Here is a 17,209-nt window from a genome sequence, read left to right on the forward strand (position 1 = left end):
GTCGGCTCCGGATCAGACGGGCTGCTCGAGGAAGCGCTTCAGGTCGTCGCTCCACAACGCCGCGTCGGCGCCCGAGGCGAGGTGCCCCTTGTCGCTGTCCAGCTCGATGTAGCGCACCTTGACGCCGGCGGCCTCGAGGATGGGCAGCACCTCGAGCGCGAGTCCGGGTGGGAAGCCGACGTCGGTGCGCGAGTTGACGTAGAGCACCGGCGCGCGCAGGTTGCGCAGGCGCGGACGGACGTCGAACCGGTCGCAGGCGCGGGTCAGCGTCATCAGCGCGTTGGGATCGAAGACCGCGGCCCAGCCGGCGGCCAGGCGCTCGATCTCGGCCTCGCGCGCGGCCGGGTCGGGGAAGGCCGCGGCGAGTTCGTTCTCCAGGCCGTAGCGCTTGAGCGTGGCGACGCGCATCGTCTTCATGTACGGCTGCATCGAGCCGGGCGTGTCGACGTAGGCGCCGTCGCGCCAGGCCGGCGCCTTGGACAAGGTCTCGCGCAGCGCGACCTCCGAGGCGATCGGCGAGCGATGGTACGGACACGTCACCGCGGCGACCACGCGCTGCACGAAGTCCGGGTACGCGACGCCCCACTCGAAGGCCTGGTAGCCGCCCATCGACGGCCCGACGGCCGCGGCCAGGCGGGTGACGCCGTAGTGATCGAGCAGGAGCTTCTGCGCCTCGATCATGTCGCCGACGGTCATGTCCGGGAACGTGGTGCCGTAGGGCTTGCCGGTGCGCGGGTCGGTGCTGGCGGGCCCGGTCGTGCCGTAGCTCGAGCCGAGCGCGTTGGGGCAGACGACGAAGAAGCGCCCGGTGTCGATCGCCTTGCCCGGCCCGACCAGGTCGCTCCACGCGCCCTCGGCCGCGAACGCGCCGGGGGCCAGCATGGACGGCCCGGTCGTCAGGCCGTGCAGCACGATCACCGCGTTGTCGCCCGCGGCGTTGAGCGTGCCGAGCGCGAGGTGCGACTGCACCAGCTCGGGCAGCACCGCGCCGCTGGCGAGGCGGAAGTCCGTGCTGCGATGCAGCCGCGGCGTGCAGGCGTCGTCGGTCGAGGTCATCGCGTCAGAAGGCATAGCTCACGTCGGCGCCGATCGTGCGCGGCTGGATGATGCCGGCGTTGAAGGTCGCGTTGGACGTGCCGGCCGCGGTGTTGTTGACGAAGTTGATGCCGTGCGCGTTGTTCAGGTTCTTGCCGTAGATCGACAGCTTCACCTTCGAGATCTCGATGCCGGCGTTGAGGTCGAACGTGTGGTACGCCGGCACGTCCAGCGGGTACTTGCCGAGCGTCGTGTTGCTGAAGTTGGAGATGCGCTTGCCGATGTAGTTGTACGAGCCGCCGGCCCATGCCGGATGGCCGGCGAGCGCGAAGCGGTAGTCGGCCGCGAGCGAACCCGTCCACTTCGCGGTGAACGGCATCGGATCGCCGCTGATGCCGCCGAGCGCGGGCGCGGCTTCCGTCAGGCGCGAGTTGGTGTAGGCGCCGGTCGCGCGCAGCGTCAGGTCGGGCACCGGGAACAGCAGGTAGGTCGCCTCCGCGCCCTTCGAGCGCGCGTTGCCGCCGTTGGTCAGGTACTGGTAGGTGACGCCGTCCTTGGTGGTGGACGTCTGGGCCTGCACGTCCTTCCACTCGGTGTCGAAGATCGCCGCCTCCAGCGACATCAGCTTGCCGCCGAAGCCCGACTTGAAGCCCACTTCGTAGCTGGTGACCGAGTCCGGCTTGAAGGTCGTCGAGCCGTTCGCGAGGATCCCCGGCGGCAGCGCGCTGGGGCCGCCGACGCGATAGCCGGTGGCGACGCTGCCGTAGATCGACATGTCGGCCGCGGGCTTCCACTTGGCGCTCAGCAGGTAGTTCGTCTTGTCGCTGTCGGCCTTCTGGTCGATCAGCGCCGGCGTGCCGACCAGCACCGACTTCTGGTAGTCCTGGTGGTACTTCTGCGTCGAGCTCGCGTAGCGCAGGCCGGCCATCAGGTCGACGGTGGGCGTGACCGCCCACGTGGCGTTGCCGAAGACCGAGACCTGGTCGAACTTGGTGCCCAGCATCGCGTTGAACAGCGGGCCGCCCAGGCCCGCGAAGGGCACGCCGGCGACCAGCGGCAGCAGCGGCGGCAGCCTGTTGACGCTGTCCTCGTGCGTGTAGAACAGCCCGGCCTCGTACTCCAGCTTGTCGTCGAACAGGCTCGTGCGCGCGCGCAGCTCCTGCGAGAAGCGCTTGGTGGAGATCGTCTGCCGCTCGGGCAGCTCGATGCCGGGGATGGGCAGCAGCGCGCCCAGCGTGGGCGTGAGGTCGACGTTGGTCTCCGCCGCCAGCTTCTGGTACGTGGTGGACGAGACGAGGTCGAAGTCGCCGGCGCGGCCCTTGAGCGTGCCGTTGTAGACGTCCAGCGTGATGGCCTCGTTCTCGGGCAGCACGTGGCTGTGCTCCAGCTCGCCGGTGACGGGCGTGAACGCCGCGGTCTTGACGTCCTCCATGCCGATGCCGCCCGACTTGAAGTGCTGCGTCAGCGCCGACAGGTTCAGCGACCAGTCGTTGCTGATGCTCCAGCCGAGGGCGACGCGGCCGCCGCGCGTCGTGGCCTTGTTGTCGTCCTTGGTGCCCAGTTCCGGGTTGTCGATGTAGCCGGCGTCCTTGCGATCGAGCACGCTGACGCGCAAGGCCAGCTTGTCCGTCATCAACGGGATGTTGAGCGACGCGCGGCCTTCGCTGCCGGTGCCGCCGTCGGTCACCTTGTTGGCGCCGGCCGAGATCGAGCCGCCGAAGGTGTGGCTGTCCGGCTGGATCGTCACGTAGCGCACCAGGCCGCCGACGGCGCCGGCGCCGTACTGCGTGCCCTGCGGGCCCTTGAGCACCTCGATGCGGCGCAGGTCGGCGGGATCGAGGTCGGGCGTCAGCGTGCTGCCGGTCGCGTAGGACGTGATCGAGCCGACCGGGGCCTCGTCGATGTAGAACGCGGTCGATGGCGTGGCCTGAGAGATGCCGGTCGAGATGCCGCGCAGCACGACCGACGTGTAGCCGCGGCTCAGCGCGATGATGGACATGCCGGGCACCTCGGCGACGTAGTCCTCCAGCCGGTCGAGGCCGCCTTCGGTCAGCCGCGACGCGCTGATCGCGGTGACCGAGGCCGGCACGTCGATCAGCGCCTGTTCGCGCTTCTGCGCGGTGACGATGACCTCGGTGATCGCCTGCGACTGCGATTGCGTCTGCGCCGGCGCGGACGCCGGTGCAGAAGCCGCCGCCGCCTGCGCGTGCGCCTGGTTGGCGTGCAGGGCGAGGGCCGCGCACAGGGTGGCTGCCGCGATGGCGGTCGGGCGGGCGATCGGGGCGTGCATGGCGCGGGTGGATTGCGCGGTCTGGGCGGTCTTCAAGGTGTTGTCTCCATCTGATTGACGTGAGTCGCCCCCGCGCGGTCGTGGTGCCGCGCTCCAGGAGGCTGGACGAAAGCTGCCGGGGGTGGCTAGAAGATCTTTCCGGGATTGAGGATCGATTTCGGATCCCACGCACGCTTGGTGTCGCGCATGAGGTCGACGACGGGCTGTCCGACCTCGGCGATCAGCTTGGTCTTCTTGCCCATGCCGATGCCGTGCTCGCCGGTGCAGGTGCCGCCCGCGGCGAGCGCGCGGTCGACCATCGCGGCGTACACGCGGTCGACCGCCTCGCGTTCCTGCGGCGCATCGGGCATCGCCAGGAACAGCACGTGGAAGTTGCCGTCGCCGACGTGGCCCAGGATCGGCGCGACGAGGCCTTCGCGGTCGATGTCCTCGCGCGCCTGCGAGACGGCGTCGGCCAGCGCGGAGATCGGCACGCAGACGTCGGCGACGATGCAGACGCAGCCCGGACGCAGCGCCAGCGCCGCGAAGTAGGCCATGTGGCGCGCGCGCCAGAACTGCGTGCGGTCCTCGGGATGCGTGGCCCACTTGAAGTCGATGCCGCCGTTGGACGCGGCCACTTCCTGCGCCAGCTCGGCCTGCTCGCGCACGGCGGTCTCGCTGCCGTGGAACTCGAGGAACAGCGTGGGCTTCTCGGGCAGGCCCAGCTTCGAGTGCAGGTTGCACGCGCGCACCTGGTGCTCGTCGAGGAACTCCATGCGCGCCATCTGCGCGCCGCTCATCACCAGCTCGGTGACGGTCGCGACCGCGTCGTGCAGCGTCGGGAACGCGCAGCTCGCGGCGGCGACGTTGGACGGCAGCGGATGCAGCCGCAGCGTCAGCTCGGTGATGATGCCCAGCGTGCCCTCGGCGCCGATCATCAGGTGCAGCAGATCGAAGCCCGCGGACGACTTGCGCGCGCGCGTGCCCAGGCGCACGAGTGTGCCGTCGGCCAGCGCCACCTCCATCGCCATCACGTTGTGCTGCATCGAGCCGTAGCGGATCGTCGTCGTGCCCGACGCGCGCGTCGAGGCCATGCCGCCGATCGAGGCGTTGGCGCCCGGGTCGACCGGGAAGAACAGCCCGGTGCCCTTCAGCTGCGAGTTCAGGTCCTCGCGCGTGATGCCCGGTTGCACGACGCAGTCGCCGTCCTCGGCGTGGATCGTGATCAGCGAGTTCATCAGCGACATGTCCAGGCACACGCCGCCGAACGGCGCGCTGACGTGGCCCTCGAGCGAGCTGCCGGCGCCGTAGCCGATCACCGGCACGCCCAGCGCGTTGCAGCGCGCGAGGATCGCGCAGACCTCGTGCTTGTCGCGCGGCCACGCGACGACGTCGGCGGGCAGGTGCGTGTCGAGCGCCTCGCCGCGCGCGTGCTGCTCGCGCACCGCGCGGCTGGTGTTGACGCGGTCGCCGAGCGCGCCGCGCAGGAAGGCGACGATCTCGTCGATCGCGGCGGGTTGGACGTCGAAGGCGGTGGTCATCGTGGCCTCAGGAAGTCTTGCGGACGCGCTTGGCCGCGGCGGCCTTGGCGAGGGTCGCGACGGGCGCGGGCGCCGGCGACTCGACGATCTCGAGCGGCTGCGACTCCTGGCGCATCACGTGGATGATGGCGAGGTCGAAGTGGCACGACATCGCCGACGCCGCCCCCATCGAATCGCCGGCGCAGATGCGTTCGACGACGTCCTCGTGGCCGTCGATCACGCGGGTGAGCTCGTGCGGCATGCGGCGGTCGTCCAGGTGCATGCGCGCGGACGCCTCCACCGGCGTGCGCAGCGCGTGCAGCAGCATCGAGTTGAGCGGGTTGCCGCTGGCCTCGGCGATCAGCGCGTGGATCGCCATGTCGCAGGCGACGCGGCGCGTCTGGTCGGCGCCGGCCGCGCGCATCTGCGCGGCGAGTTCGCGCAGGCAGCGGCGCTGCGCGTCGGTGGCGTAGCGGGCGGCGAGCTGCGCGGTCTGCATCTCGATGGCGCGGCGCGTCTCCAGCACGTGGGCGACGGTGACCTGCGCGGTGTTGAGCGCGTAGTCGAACACCTGCATCAGCACGTTCGGGTCGATCGGGCGCAGGCGCGGCTGGCGGCCGGCCTCGATCTCGAGGATGCCGAGCGCGGCGAGCGTGCGATACGCCTCGCGCACGCTGCCGCGGCTGACGGCCAGGTCGCGGCTGATCTGCACCTCGCTGGGCACCGGCATGCCGGGGCGCAGGCCGTCGCGGTTGACGAGTTCGAGCAGGTGGCGCGCGACCTGCGCGGACAGCGTGGGTCGTTCGAGGGGAGACAGCGGCGTGACGGAATCCATGGCGGTCTTGTCCGGTGTGTGAGTGAGGTTCAGCAATTGACGGCGTCGGCGAGCGGACGTCCCGGCGCCAGCAGCGCGGCGTGGAAGCGTTCGCCGATGCGGCGGTAGCCGGCGGCGTTCGGATGCACGCCGTCGGGTTGCAGCGCGGCGTCGGCGTGGCCGAACAGCGCGAGCCCGTCGACGTAGTGCAGCGCGGCGTCGCCGTGCTCGCGGTGCGTCGAGACGATCTCGCGCAGGATCTGGCGCATGTGCGACGCACTCAGGCCCTGCTGGTCGCCCGCGTCCTCGCCGGCCTGCAGAAGGAACGGCGAGACGATGGCCATCGGCGTGCGGCGGTGCCGTTCGCGGATCAGCGCGATCATCGCGTTCGCCGAGTCGCGGAAGGTGCGCTCCTTGAGCATGCCTTCCGACCAGACGTTGACGCCGAGTTCGAGCACGATCGCGGCGGCCGGCTCGTCGCGCAGCATGCGGGCGGCCGAGGCGCTGAGCAGGCATGAGCCGGCCCAGCCGAGATTGAGCAGGCGCGCGTCGGCCATCGCGCAGGCGACGGCCGGCCACGATTCCGACCCGCCGGCCGCGCTCGCGCATTGCGTGTTGGAGCTGCCGTGGAACACGAGGCGCGGCCGCGCGTCGGGCCAGGGTTCGATCACGGCGCCGTCGTCGACGGCGATGCGTTCGATCGCGATGGTCGCGGCCGTCGGGAACCACAGCTCGATGCGCTTGTCGCCAACGGGCAGATCAGCCAGCGCGAGCTGCGCGCGGTCGTCGCCCAGCACCTCTCCGAGCGGGATGCGGTTCGCGCCGCCTTGCGAAGAGACGCGGCGCACGCGCTCGCCGTCGACGAACAGGTCGTAGTGCGACGGCCACTCGGGCTTGTCGGCCGCCCAGGTCTGGCGCTGCTGCGTCCACAGCTGCAGCGAGCGCGAGTCGGTGCGCAGCCGCAGCCGTACCCCGGACGGTATCGCCGCGACCCAGCGCGTGAAGCGATCGTGCAGGTGCCGATCGGCCAGCGGCATGCGCAGCGGCTGCACGGCGGCGCCGCGCGGCAGCAGGCCGACGTGGCCGTCGAGGAACTCGCCGAGGCGGTGCAGGGGAACGCCGGTCATGACGCCGCCAGGCGGTCGAGGCGGCGCAGCCGCAGCGTCGCGGCGTCGAGCGCGCCGTCGGGCACCGCGACCCGCAGCGTGCGCGATTCGCCGGCGCGCAGGTCGAAGTGGTTGTCGGAGAACGTCGTCGCCGGATGCGGCGCGAGCAGGTGCACGTTGCAGGCGTAGGCGTCGCTGGAGATCGCGACCTCCAGCGTGCGCGCATCGACGCGCTCGCTGGTCATGCGCAGCGTGGCGTCCGGCAGCGGCAGGTCCTTGAACGGCGTGAACAGCAGCCGGTTGGCCGGCGCCCGCGGCGAGCGCAGCATCAGCACGCGATCGGGCGCGGCCGCGACACGCGCCGCGTCCGCGCGCCAGATCGGCCGGCTCGCGTGCGGTTCGATGTCCGCGACGACGTCCTCGTGCCAGCACGCGCTTCCCGCGAGCGTCGCGAGGTCGATCGCGATCCGGACATCGATACCCTTGGCTGTATCGTTGGACAGCCACAGCTCGACGCCGCCGTCGTCCAGCACCTTGATCGACGCCACGACCGGCGCGAACGCGCGCTTGACCGCGAAGTACGCCGCCTTGCAGGTGCGGTCGAAGTCGACCAGGCTCCAGCTGATGCCGGGCCAGCAGTCGTTGAACTGCCACACCAGCGCGCCCGAGCAATGCGGCATGCGGCGACGGAAATGCTCGATGCCGAACTTCAGCCCTTCCGCCTGCGTCAGCTGCGTGAAGTCGACGTACTGTTGCAGCGTCGCGGGCAGGCCGGTGCTCGTCACCAGCAGGTCGTCGACCTTGTTGTTCGGCTTGTCCTTGATGCGGTTGAGGAAGGCCGTGCTGCCCAGATCGAGCGAGCCGGGCCGCGTCCAGCGTTCGAGCGTGGCCAGCGCCGGCGAGGCCTGGATGCCGAACTCGCTGACGAAGCGCGCCGTGTCCTCGGCGTAGCGCGTGTAGGCGACCGTCTCGGGCGTGCGCCGGATCACGCCGATCATCGTTTCCTCGGGCACCGGCGGGATGCCGTGCCAGACCGTCCAGTTGTGCTCGTCGCCGATGCGCATGCTGTTGGCGTTGGCGCCGCCGAACGGGCTGCTGGGCCGGTAAGGCGTCGTCGGGTCGAGGGCCGCGAGCACCTCGGGCATCAGCTCGTGGAACAGCGATGCCCCCTGCATCGCGTTCGGGCCGGTGCCTTCGAGGTGGTCGGAGATGTTCTGGATCACCTGGCACTCGTTGTTGCCGCACCAGACGGCCAGCGACGCGTGATGGCGCAGCCGTCGCACCTGGTGCCCGACCTCCGCGCGCACGTTCGCGATGAAGGCCGCGTCGTCGTCGGGGTAGCGCGCGCAGGCGAACATGAAGTCCTGCCACACGAGCAGGCCGAGGCGGTCGCAGGCGTCGAAGAAGTCGTCGGACTCGTAGATGCCGCCGCCCCACACGCGGATCATGTTCATGTTGCCGGCGACGGCGCGTTCGAGCAGCGGCGTCGTGTCGCGCCCGGTCAGCGCGCCGACGAGGCTGCTGGCCGGCACCCAGTTGGCGCCGCGCGCGAACAGCGGCACGCCATTGAGGACGAAGCGGAAGAAGCTCGCGCCGGGCTCGTCGGCGTCGGCGCGGGTGTCGATTGCGATGGTGCGCAGGCCGACGCGCAGCGAGCGTTCGTCGACGACGTCGTCGCCGTGGCGCAGCGTGACGGCCAGCGTGTAGAGCGGCTGCTCGCCGAGGTCGGCCGTCCACCACAGCCGCGGCTGCGCGACCTGCAGCTGCAGCCTGCCGGTGCGTGTCGCGAGATCCAGCGCGGTCTGCGCGACGACGCGGCCGTCGGGATCGGCGAGCGCGATCTCCGCGGCCAGGCCGGTGGTGACGCCGAACGCGTCGGCGGCGATGTCGATCTCGACCTGCGCCGAGGCGGCGTCGCATTGCAGCGTGCGCAGCGCGACGTCCGCCAGCGCGGCGTGGCGCGCGCGTTCCAGCCGCACCGGCTGCCAGATGCCGACCGTCACCAGGTGCGGCGCGAAGTCCCAGCCCCAGCCGAACTGCGCCTTGCGCTGCAGGTTGCGCTTGGTGATGGCCGTCGGCGACGAGGCGAGCGCCCAGCTCGGCGCCTCGCGGTCGGCGGTGACGATCGCCGGCGGCGTGAAGCGCACCGCGAGCGTGTGCGTGACGCCCGCGCGCACGCGCGACGTGACGTCGAAGCGCGCGGCCAGGAACATGTTGTCCGACTCGCCGAGAAGTTCGCCGTCGAGAAGGATCGTGGCGTGGGTGTCGAGGCCGTCGAAGACGAGCGTCAGGCGCTCGTGCGCGGTGGCGGCGGTCGCGGTGAACGTCGTGACCCACCACCACTCGCGGCCCTCGACCCACGCGCAGGCGGCCTCGTTCTCGTCGCGCAGCGGATCGGGCAGGCGGCCGGCGCGATGCAGCGCGGCATAGGTGTCGTCGGGAGCGGTCGCGGCGATCCAGCGGTCGTCGACGGCGGGCATGCCGGTGCCCGGTTCGACGTCGCGGATCAGCCAGTGCTCGAGCCGCATGTCAGGCCTCCGCGCCGCCGGTGATCGTGGCGACCACGCGCGCGAACGACGCCTCGGTGGCGCGCAGCACGATCGAGCCCACCGCGCCCATCACCACCGCCAGCGCGACGATCGCGATGACCAGCGCGTTGGGCGAGATCGCGCTGAGCTTGTCCGACAGCCCGCCGATGGCCAGCGGGCCGACGACCTGGAACAGCTGCCCGACCATCAGCATCACGCCCGCCGTGCGCGAGCGCATGCTGGCCGGCGCGAGATCCTGGATCGCGTTGGGCGAGATCAGCACGTTGGCGATCAGCGGCGTGACGATCAGGCCCAGCACGCAGAACACGTCGAACGACGAGCGCACGAACAGCAGCAGCACCGTCAGCGAAGCGAAACCGAGATTGCCGAGTGCGAGCAGGCGCAGCGTGCCGGCCGGGCCCATGCGCCTGCGTGCCCACTTCATGCCGATGACGGCCAGCGCGGTGCCGGCCAGCGTCGCCAGGAAGAACGACGCGCCGACGCCGTTGCCCAGCTGCTGCGGCGAGACGCCGAAGCGGCGCGCGACCATGATGGGGATCCAGCTGCCGACGGCCGAGAAGCCGACCATCGTGAAGCCGGTGCCGCAGACCACGCCCGCCAGCGTGCGCCAGTGCGCGCGGATGTAGGCGCCGAATTCCTGGCGCGAGACCTGTTCGGCGGCCTCGGTGTGTGCGTCGTAGCGGCCGCGCGTGGCGCGCGGCATCACCAGCACGAGCAGCGCGGTCGGCACGCCGGCGGCGGCCGTCGCGAAGAAAGCGAGGCGCCAGCTCTCGAGGTGCTGCATCGCCGCGGGCAGGTGCGGGCGCGCGGCGTCCGACAGCGTGACGGCCGCGCCGCCCAGCGCCGAGCCGATCGACGCCGCCAGCAGCGTCACGAGCCCGAAGATCGTGTTGGCCGCGACGCGCTGCGAGCGCGGGAACAGGTCGGGGATCAGGCTGTTGTTGACCGGCAGCGGGCTGCCCTCGGCCAGGCCCAGGCCGACCGACGCGAAGAACAGCGTCGAGAAGCCGTCCGACGTGCCGCGCAGCGCGCCGCACGCGCTCCACAGCACGACCGAGCCGGCAAGCACCCAGCGGCGGTCGAAGCGGTCCGCCAGCCAGCCGAACGGCGCCATCGTCACCGCGGTCGCCAGCGTGAAGGCCACGCCCTGCAGCAGGCCCAGCTGCGTGTCCGACAACGCCAGCGTGTGGCGCAGCGGCTCGGCCACCAGCGTGAAGATGAGCTTGTCGACCAGGCCCAGCACGACGACCATCGACAGCACGCCCAGCGAGAACCACGCACTGAGCGGCGCGCGCTGCTTCGCGACGGCAGGATCGTCCGCGACGGGCGCGGCGCCCATCAGGCCGACGTGCGCCGTCATGCGGCCTCCTTCAGCGCGAGCCGTTCGACGAAGCGGTTGACCGCGCCGGCGAACTCGGCCGGCAGCCACAGCGAGACGCCGTGCTCGCACGGGAAGCGCGCGACGTCGGCGTGGCGCGCGGCGGCGAGGAACTCGGCCTCGCCGGCGACGGGGCCCGCGTCCTTGTCGCCGTTGATGAACAGGATGGGCGCGGCGATCTTCGGCACGTCGGCCAGGAAGTCGCGATTGCCGAGGCTGTCGACGGCCTCGCCCCAGGCCGCCAGGCGCAGGCCGCCGGCGACCAGCGCGTTCACGTCGTCGGGTCCGAGCAGGCCCTTCTTGACGAGTGCGGCGCTGCTCTTGGCGATGAGCCGCTTCGGGCCCAGCAGCGCGGCCATCATGCGCATCATGACCTTGCGTGTGCGCAGCTGGCGCAGCGTCTTGCCGGCGATGTTCTGCGTGCAGCCGCCGATCGCGAGGCCGGCGACCCGGTCGGTCGGCAACGCCAGCGCCGACGCCATCGAGGTGTACCCACCCAGCGAGTCGCCGACCAGCGCGACGCGGGCCGGCGCCAGGCGGCGCACCTCGGCGGCGACGGTCTCGACCGCGCCCTCCAGCGTGAAATGGCTGTCGCTCTTGCTGCCGTGGCCGGGCAGGTCCAGCGCGACGACGCGCCAGCGCGGATCGAGATGGCGGCGCACCGGGTTCCACATCGCCTGGTTGCCGCCGGCGCCGTGCAGCAGGATCAGCACGGGCGCGGTGCCGGTGTCGAGGGTCGTGGAAGTCATTGTTGGCGGTCTCCGTACATGTCCAACCTGTCGGACATGTTGTCTCTGTGACGCCATTACGCGGCGAATCTGCCTGGCTGTACACCCCGTGTTTCCACTAGTTGGGCTGTCGAGAACTCCCGACCTGTCCAATAGGTTGGCGCTTGTCGAGGCCGTCATTGCGCCGACAGCAGAACACGGCAGACTCTCGCTTTTCGCTCGACAGCTCCTCGATGAATTCGCCCGCGCCCAGCGTCGCCGCCCCGTCCGAACGGCCTTCCGCACTCGCCGTCCTGCTGGTGTTCCTGCGCCTGGGCCTGACGTCCTTCGGCGGCCCGGTTGCCCACCTGGGCTACTTCCGCGCGGAATTCGTCCAGCGGCGCCGCTGGCTGGACGACCGCGGCTTCACCGACCTGGTCGCGCTGTGCCAGTTCCTGCCCGGGCCGTCGAGCAGCCAGGTCGGCATCGCGATCGGCATGCTGCGCGCGGGCTGGCTGGGCTCGCTGGCGGCGTGGCTCGGGTTCACGCTGCCGTCCGCGCTGTTGATGACGGGCGTGGCCTACGGGCTCGCGGGGCACGCGCAGCTCGCGCAGTCCGGGGTCGTCCACGGGCTCAAGCTCGCTGCGGTGGCGGTGGTCGCCCAGGCGGTGTGGGGCATGGCGCGGAGCCTGTGCCCCGATCGCCCGCGGGCGGGCCTGGCGATCGGTGCGGCACTGCTGACGCTCGCGCTCCCCGGCTGGATCGGCCAGGTCGCGGCGATCGCGCTGTCCGCCGCCGCCGGCCTCGGGTGGCTGCGACCCGAGGGGGAACCGGCGGCCGCGCACCAGGCCTTCGGCGTGTCGCGCCGCGCGGGTGCGGTGTTGTTGTCGATCTTCGGGCTGCTGCTCGCTGGACTGCCGCTGCTGGCGGCCGCGCTCCGATCGCCGGTGCTGCACCTCGTCGACGGCGTCTTCCGCGCGGGCTCGCTGGTGTTCGGCGGTGGACACGTCGTGCTGCCGCTGCTGGAGGCGGTCGTCGTGCCGTCGGGCGCGGTGAGCAACGCGGACTTCCTCGCCGGCTACGGCGCCGCCCAGGCGCTGCCGGGGCCGCTGTTCGCGTTCGCCGCCTTCCTTGGCGCGTCGATGCACGCGGCGCTGACGGGATGGCTCGGCGCCGTCGTGTTCCTGCTCGCGATCTTCGTTCCCGCCTGGCTGCTCGTGCTGGGCGCGCTGCCGTTCTGGGACTCGCTGCGGCAGCGCGCGAGGGTGCGCTCGGCGATGGCGGGGGTCAACGCGGGCGTCGTCGGCGTCCTGCTGTCGGCGCTCTACGATCCGGTGTGGACGAGCGCCGTCCACACCCGGGGCGACTTCGCGCTGGCGCTCGCGGCGTTCGGGCTGCCGGTGACGGCGCGGGTCTCGCCGTTCATCGTCGTGGCCCTGGTGGCCGCCGCCGGCGCGCTGCTCGCGACCGGCTGAAGCCCCGGATCAGCATGGGAGAATTCGGCCATGCCCGACTTCTCCGCCCTCAGGCTGCGCACCGCCCGCCTCGACCTGCGCCCGCTGGCGCCCGCCGACGCGCCGTTCCTGTTCGCGTTGAAGTCCGACGCCGTCGTCCAGCGTTACGGCAGCCACTCGCCGTGGACGGACCCGCAGCAGGCCGTCGACTACATCGAGCGCGATCGCCGCAGCGTGGCCGAGGGCCGGCACGTGCAGTTCGCGATCGTGCGCCGCGAGGACGACGCGGTCATTGGCACGTGCACGCTGTACCAGCTCGACGCGCAATGCCGCCGCGCCGACGTCGGCTATGCACTGCTGCCGTCGGCCTGGGGCCGCGGCCATGCCAACGAGGCGGTGACGACGCTGCTGGACTGGGGCTTCGAGCACCTGGATCTGAACCGCGTCGAGGCCGACATCGATCCACGCAACGCGGCTTCCGCGCGCGCGCTGGAGCGCCTCGGCTTCACGCGCGAGGGCCATCTTCGCGAGCGCTGGATCGTCGGCGGCGAGGTCTGCGACTCGCTGATCTACGGCCTGCTGGCGCGCGAGTGGAAGGCGCGGCCATGAACCAGCCCGGCGTGCTGCAGGACCGGCCGCACCTGTGGGCCTTTCTCGTCGGCTGCATCGCCGTCACCGCCGGCGTGGCGATGCACCTGCCGATGTTCTGGATGGGCCGCTTCAACCATTTCCACCTGGCCGAGATGCCGATGGACGGCGGCATGCTGTGGGGCATGGCGCTGATCGTCGGCGGGATCCTCGTCGCTGGCTACGGCCTGCTGCCGCGCGACGCGATGCACCCGGTGCACGCCGATGCGCTGCTGCAGATCGCCGCGCCGGAGGACGCCCCGCTGGGCGCCGCGCACTGGCGCCTGATGGTGGTGTTGACCGTGGCGCTGGTGATCGACGTGATGAAGCCCGCGAGCCTCGGCTTCGTGCTGCCCGGCATGCGCGCCGAGTACGTGGTGAGCAAGGCGACCGTCGCATGGCTGCCGTTCGCGGCGCTCTCGGGCACGGTCGTCGGCTCCGTCATCTGGGGCTGGCTGGCCGACATCTACGGACGGCGCGCGTCGATCCTGCTGTCGGCGGTGATGTTCGTTGGCACCGCGATCTGTGGCTCGATGCCGAACTTCTGGTGGAACGTCGGCATGTGCTTCCTGATGGGCGCGGCCGCCGGCGGCATGCTGCCCGTCACCTACGCGCTGCTGGCCGAGACGATGCCCTCGCGCGAGCGCGGCTGGGTGCTGGTGCTCGTGGGCGGACTGGGCGCGGTCGGCGGCTACCTCGCGGCCAGCGGCTGCGCGGCGTGGCTGGAGCCGATCTTCAGCTGGCGCATCCTGTGGTTCCTGAACCTGCCGACCGGCCTGCTGCTGATCTTCCTCAACGCGTTCATTCCCGAATCGCCCAAGTACCTCGCGGCGCGCGGCCGCATCGCCGAGGCGATCCGCACGCTGCGTGGCTTCGGCTGCGACGTGCATGCCGAGCCCAAGGCGCCCGCGCCGCCGGCCGCGCCCGGCGCCAACGCGCACATGACGCACGAACTCGCGGGCCGCACCTGGGCGCTGAGCATCGCGGCCGTCGCGTGGGGCCTGATCAACTTCGGGCTGCTGCTGTGGATGCCGATCCACCTGGTCGAGAAGGGCTACAGCATGGCGGTGTCGAGCCGGCTGTTGTCGGCCTCGGCGCTGATCGCCATCCCCACCGTCTTCGTCGCCGCTTTCCTCTACAGCCGCTGGAGCAGCAAGGGCGCGCTGCTCGGCTCGATCGGCGTCACCGCGCTGGGCCTGGCCGGCGTGATGCTGCTGGAGTTCGCGCCCGCCGGCACGATGAGCCCGGTGGGCCCGATCGCGCTGCTGATCGTCGGCATCAACGCCATCATCGCCATGCTGCTGCCGTACGCGGCCGAGAGCTATCCGCTGGCGGTGCGCGGCCGCGCCACCGGCTGGATCGCGGCCTGCACCAAGGGCGGCGGACTGGTCGCACAGCTGCTGAGCCTGCTGGCGCTGGTGCCGGGGCTGTTCATGGCGGCCATGGCGATCCTGGTGCCGGTCGGGCTGTCGCTGGTGCTGGTGTGGCGCTTCGGCGCCGAGACGCGCGGGCGCGACCTGCGCGACTTCGAGGCGGGCTGATGGCCGGGGTCGGCGTGCGGTCCTGCACGGATTGAGCTTCACCATCGCTTCATGGGTGCCGATATCGAGAGCTGATCGGAGGTTCGCTGGCTCCGACCCATCCTCACCCCTGGAGCCCGAATGCACTTGTTCCCGACGCGCTGGATCCCCACGGCCATCGCCGCAGCCTCCCTCACCGCCCTGACCGCCTGTGGTGGCAGCGACTCCCCGGCCGCGCAGGCCACCGCCTCGAACGACGCGGCCACCGTCCCCTGGAACACCGCGACCACGCTGGCCGTCACGTCCAACGACACCATCGCCAACGGCAGCGCGAGCATCGCCGTCACCACCGCGCCGGCGCACGGCACGGCCGTCGTCAGCGGCACCGGCATCGTCTACACGCCCGCCGCCGGCTATTTCGGCGCGGACACCCTGCAGTACACGCTGACCGTCGGCGACAAGACCTCCGTGGCCGCCGTCGCGCTGTCCGTCGCGGCGCACATGACGGTCAAGGGCACGGTGCGCGACGCCGCGATGCCCGGCGCGCAGGTCGTGCTGACCGTCGGCGGCACGGCGCTGCCGGCCGTCACGGCGGACGCGGACGGCAACTACTCGGTGGACGTCACGACGACCACGCCGTCCGCCTTCATCACGCTCAAGGCCACGGGCGTGGGCGCGCAGGCCAACGTCGTGCTGTCCAGCCTGGTGGGCGACGCCAGCGCCACCGCCGCCGTCGCCGCGACCGATGGCAGCGTCACCGCGGCGGCGCTGCCGGCAGCCAACGTCACCAACGTCACCACCGCCGAGGCCGTGCTCGCCGCGCAGGCGCTCGGCAAGACGCCGGCCAGCAGCGCGGACATCGCCGCCGCGCAGGGCCAGTTCTCGTCCGCGCAGACGCTGCAGATGGCCACCGCCATCAAGCTGGTGGCCGATGCCGGCGTCGCGCTGCCCAGCGGCGCGGCCAACACGCTGGCGCTCGTCGCCGATCCGACCGCGTACGCGAGCTTCGTCACGACGCAGGCGACGACCAATGCCACCGTCTTCAACGCGACGCAGGCGGCGGTGCTGGCCGATCCGGCGATCGCCGTCGCGCCGCCCGCGCCCGCCGCCGGCGCGGCGGATGTCGACATGGTGCTGACGCTGGGCCAGGGCGCGGGCGCCAACGGCGTCACGAAGATGACGCTGAAGGCCGACGGCACCGCCGTCGTCGCGGGCGCCCCCGCGCAGACCGCGACGTGGCAGGTCAACGGCTCGGAGATCGACGTCGCCTACGACAAGCCGATCACGTCCACCACCTACGACATCGCTTCCGACGGCAACCAGTGGCCGGCGACCGAGACCGACTTCGGCTTCAAGGTGCGCCAGCTGGGCACCGGCACCGCCACGCAGGCGTTCGTCGGCAGCACCACGTTCACGCAAGGCCCGGACAACGGCAACACCAAGGCGCTGCCCGAGACCTGGCTGACCGAGACAATCGTGACGGCGACGCAGGCCTTCCACGACACCGACTTCGCGGTCGGCACCGAGTGGGCCGGCGTGCTGACCACGGACTTCGATCCGGGCACCGCGAACTACACGAACCAGGACACGCTCAAGATCGTCGACGCGACGCACGTGCTGTACGAGCGCACCGGCGTCACGGGCACGTACGCGATCACCGGCGGCAGCCTGGTCGTGACGCTGCCCACCGGCGCGTCGTTCAGCTACACGCGCCTGTTCACCGGCCCGAAGGGCGAGGAGCGCTGGCTGACGTCCGGCCTCGTCAACGGCGCGCAGACCTGGGTCTACGACGCGGCGGTCGTCAAGGTCACGCCGGGCCTGTCGTTCACCACGGCCAGCGCCACGAACGACTACCTGAGCTACATCAACGCCGGCCTGGCGACCGGCCAGTTCTACATCGACCTGCTGCAGAACGGCACCGGCGCCGGCTCCAGCGTTCCGGGGTCTTCGGCGCTGCAGACGCCGCTGGGCACGTGGACGGTGCTCAAGGACGGCACCGAGTCGCTGACCCGCTACTACTGCGAGTCGGACAGCAGCGGCGTCGGTTTCTGCAGCCCTGGCGACATCGCGTGGAACGTCGCCAACGGCTACAACTGGGGCCAGACGCGCACCTGGACGCTGCTCGCGACCTCGGGCAACAACGTCTACGTGATGGAGCGCCTGACCAACCTCGACGGCAGCTACGACCAGTACCGCACCAACGTCTATACGAAGACGAACTGATCGCGCC

The 17,209-nt window shown here is 71.4% G+C and carries 12 protein-coding genes; 4 read left to right on the forward strand and 8 right to left on the reverse strand.

The window, feature by feature from the left end; genetic code table 11:
- Positions 1-12 precede the first annotated feature (12 nt).
- The 8 genes from LPC04_RS24290 to LPC04_RS24325 all read right to left on the reverse strand — a co-directional run bounded on the left by LPC04_RS24290 (position 13) and on the right by LPC04_RS24325 (position 11,420).
- Positions 13-1,056: an alpha/beta fold hydrolase gene (locus LPC04_RS24290; protein ID WP_275684889.1), complete on the reverse strand. Its 1,044-nt coding sequence runs from the start codon at positions 1,054-1,056 to the stop codon at positions 13-15.
- A 4-nt stretch (positions 1,057-1,060) separates the two neighbouring features.
- Positions 1,061-3,361 (reverse strand): TonB-dependent receptor, encoded by a 2,301-nt coding sequence (locus LPC04_RS24295; protein ID WP_275684890.1) that lies wholly within the window; start codon positions 3,359-3,361, stop codon positions 1,061-1,063.
- A gap of 89 nt (positions 3,362-3,450) precedes the next feature.
- Positions 3,451-4,845 carry an FAD-binding oxidoreductase gene (locus LPC04_RS24300; protein ID WP_275684891.1) on the reverse strand — a complete coding sequence of 465 codons (1,395 nt, stop codon included), beginning with the start codon at positions 4,843-4,845 and terminating at the stop codon, positions 3,451-3,453.
- Positions 4,846-4,852: 7 nt separating this feature from the next.
- On the reverse strand, positions 4,853-5,659 hold the full coding sequence (locus tag LPC04_RS24305) for a FadR/GntR family transcriptional regulator (protein WP_275684892.1): 807 nt from the start codon (positions 5,657-5,659) through the stop codon (positions 4,853-4,855).
- A 29-nt stretch (positions 5,660-5,688) separates the two neighbouring features.
- Positions 5,689-6,765 (reverse strand): SGNH/GDSL hydrolase family protein, encoded by a 1,077-nt coding sequence (locus LPC04_RS24310; protein WP_275684893.1) that lies wholly within the window; start codon positions 6,763-6,765, stop codon positions 5,689-5,691.
- Positions 6,762-9,272 (reverse strand): glycoside hydrolase family 2 protein, encoded by a 2,511-nt coding sequence (locus tag LPC04_RS24315; protein WP_275684894.1) that lies wholly within the window; start codon positions 9,270-9,272, stop codon positions 6,762-6,764. The genes LPC04_RS24310 and LPC04_RS24315 overlap by 4 nt, the downstream gene beginning before the upstream one ends.
- A gap of 1 nt (position 9,273) precedes the next feature.
- Positions 9,274-10,653 carry an MFS transporter gene (locus tag LPC04_RS24320; protein WP_275684895.1) on the reverse strand — a complete coding sequence of 460 codons (1,380 nt, stop codon included), beginning with the start codon at positions 10,651-10,653 and terminating at the stop codon, positions 9,274-9,276.
- Positions 10,650-11,420: an alpha/beta fold hydrolase gene (locus tag LPC04_RS24325; protein WP_275684896.1), complete on the reverse strand. Its 771-nt coding sequence runs from the start codon at positions 11,418-11,420 to the stop codon at positions 10,650-10,652. The genes LPC04_RS24320 and LPC04_RS24325 overlap by 4 nt, the downstream gene beginning before the upstream one ends.
- Before the next feature lie 212 nt (positions 11,421-11,632).
- On the opposite strand from LPC04_RS24325, the gene chrA reads away from it, so the two are divergent.
- The 4 genes from chrA to LPC04_RS24345 all read left to right on the forward strand — a co-directional run bounded on the left by chrA (position 11,633) and on the right by LPC04_RS24345 (position 17,202).
- The gene (gene chrA, locus LPC04_RS24330) at positions 11,633-12,853 is read left to right on the forward strand and encodes a chromate efflux transporter (protein WP_275684897.1); all 1,221 of its coding nucleotides are present in this window, start codon (positions 11,633-11,635) and stop codon (positions 12,851-12,853) included.
- 30 nt (positions 12,854-12,883) lie between these two features.
- A complete protein-coding gene (locus tag LPC04_RS24335) occupies positions 12,884-13,441 on the forward strand; it encodes a GNAT family N-acetyltransferase (RefSeq protein ID WP_275684898.1) in 558 nt (185 codons plus the stop codon).
- Positions 13,438-15,000 (forward strand): MFS transporter, encoded by a 1,563-nt coding sequence (locus LPC04_RS24340; protein WP_275684899.1) that lies wholly within the window; start codon positions 13,438-13,440, stop codon positions 14,998-15,000. Before LPC04_RS24335 ends, LPC04_RS24340 begins: the two co-directional genes overlap by 4 nt.
- Before the next feature lie 120 nt (positions 15,001-15,120).
- Complete coding sequence (locus LPC04_RS24345) at positions 15,121-17,202, forward strand: Ig-like domain-containing protein (protein WP_275684900.1); 2,082 nt, start codon at positions 15,121-15,123, stop codon at positions 17,200-17,202.
- The last annotated feature ends 7 nt before the right edge of the window (positions 17,203-17,209 follow it).

Origin of the sequence: Scleromatobacter humisilvae (assembly GCF_023231945.1) — a bacterium.
In the GTDB taxonomy this organism is placed as follows: Bacteria; Pseudomonadota; Gammaproteobacteria; order Burkholderiales; family Burkholderiaceae_C; genus Scleromatobacter; species Scleromatobacter humisilvae.

Bases quoted from the DNA above. Each gene is read 5' to 3' on its own strand.
- chrA (WP_275684897.1), top strand. From the start codon at position 11,633: ATGAATTCGCCCGCGCCCAGCGTCGCCGCCCCGTCCGAACGGCCTTCC.
- LPC04_RS24315 (WP_275684894.1), bottom strand. From the start codon at position 9,272: ATGCGGCTCGAGCACTGGCTGATCCGCGACGTCGAACCGGGCACCGGC.
- LPC04_RS24335 (WP_275684898.1), top strand. From the start codon at position 12,884: ATGCCCGACTTCTCCGCCCTCAGGCTGCGCACCGCCCGCCTCGACCTG.
- LPC04_RS24340 (WP_275684899.1), top strand. From the start codon at position 13,438: ATGAACCAGCCCGGCGTGCTGCAGGACCGGCCGCACCTGTGGGCCTTT.
- LPC04_RS24300 (WP_275684891.1), bottom strand. From the start codon at position 4,845: ATGACCACCGCCTTCGACGTCCAACCCGCCGCGATCGACGAGATCGTC.
- LPC04_RS24305 (WP_275684892.1), bottom strand. From the start codon at position 5,659: ATGGATTCCGTCACGCCGCTGTCTCCCCTCGAACGACCCACGCTGTCC.
- LPC04_RS24320 (WP_275684895.1), bottom strand. From the start codon at position 10,653: ATGACGGCGCACGTCGGCCTGATGGGCGCCGCGCCCGTCGCGGACGAT.
- LPC04_RS24345 (WP_275684900.1), top strand. From the start codon at position 15,121: ATGCACTTGTTCCCGACGCGCTGGATCCCCACGGCCATCGCCGCAGCC.
- LPC04_RS24325 (WP_275684896.1), bottom strand. From the start codon at position 11,420: ATGACTTCCACGACCCTCGACACCGGCACCGCGCCCGTGCTGATCCTG.
- LPC04_RS24290 (WP_275684889.1), bottom strand. From the start codon at position 1,056: ATGACCTCGACCGACGACGCCTGCACGCCGCGGCTGCATCGCAGCACG.
- LPC04_RS24310 (WP_275684893.1), bottom strand. From the start codon at position 6,765: ATGACCGGCGTTCCCCTGCACCGCCTCGGCGAGTTCCTCGACGGCCAC.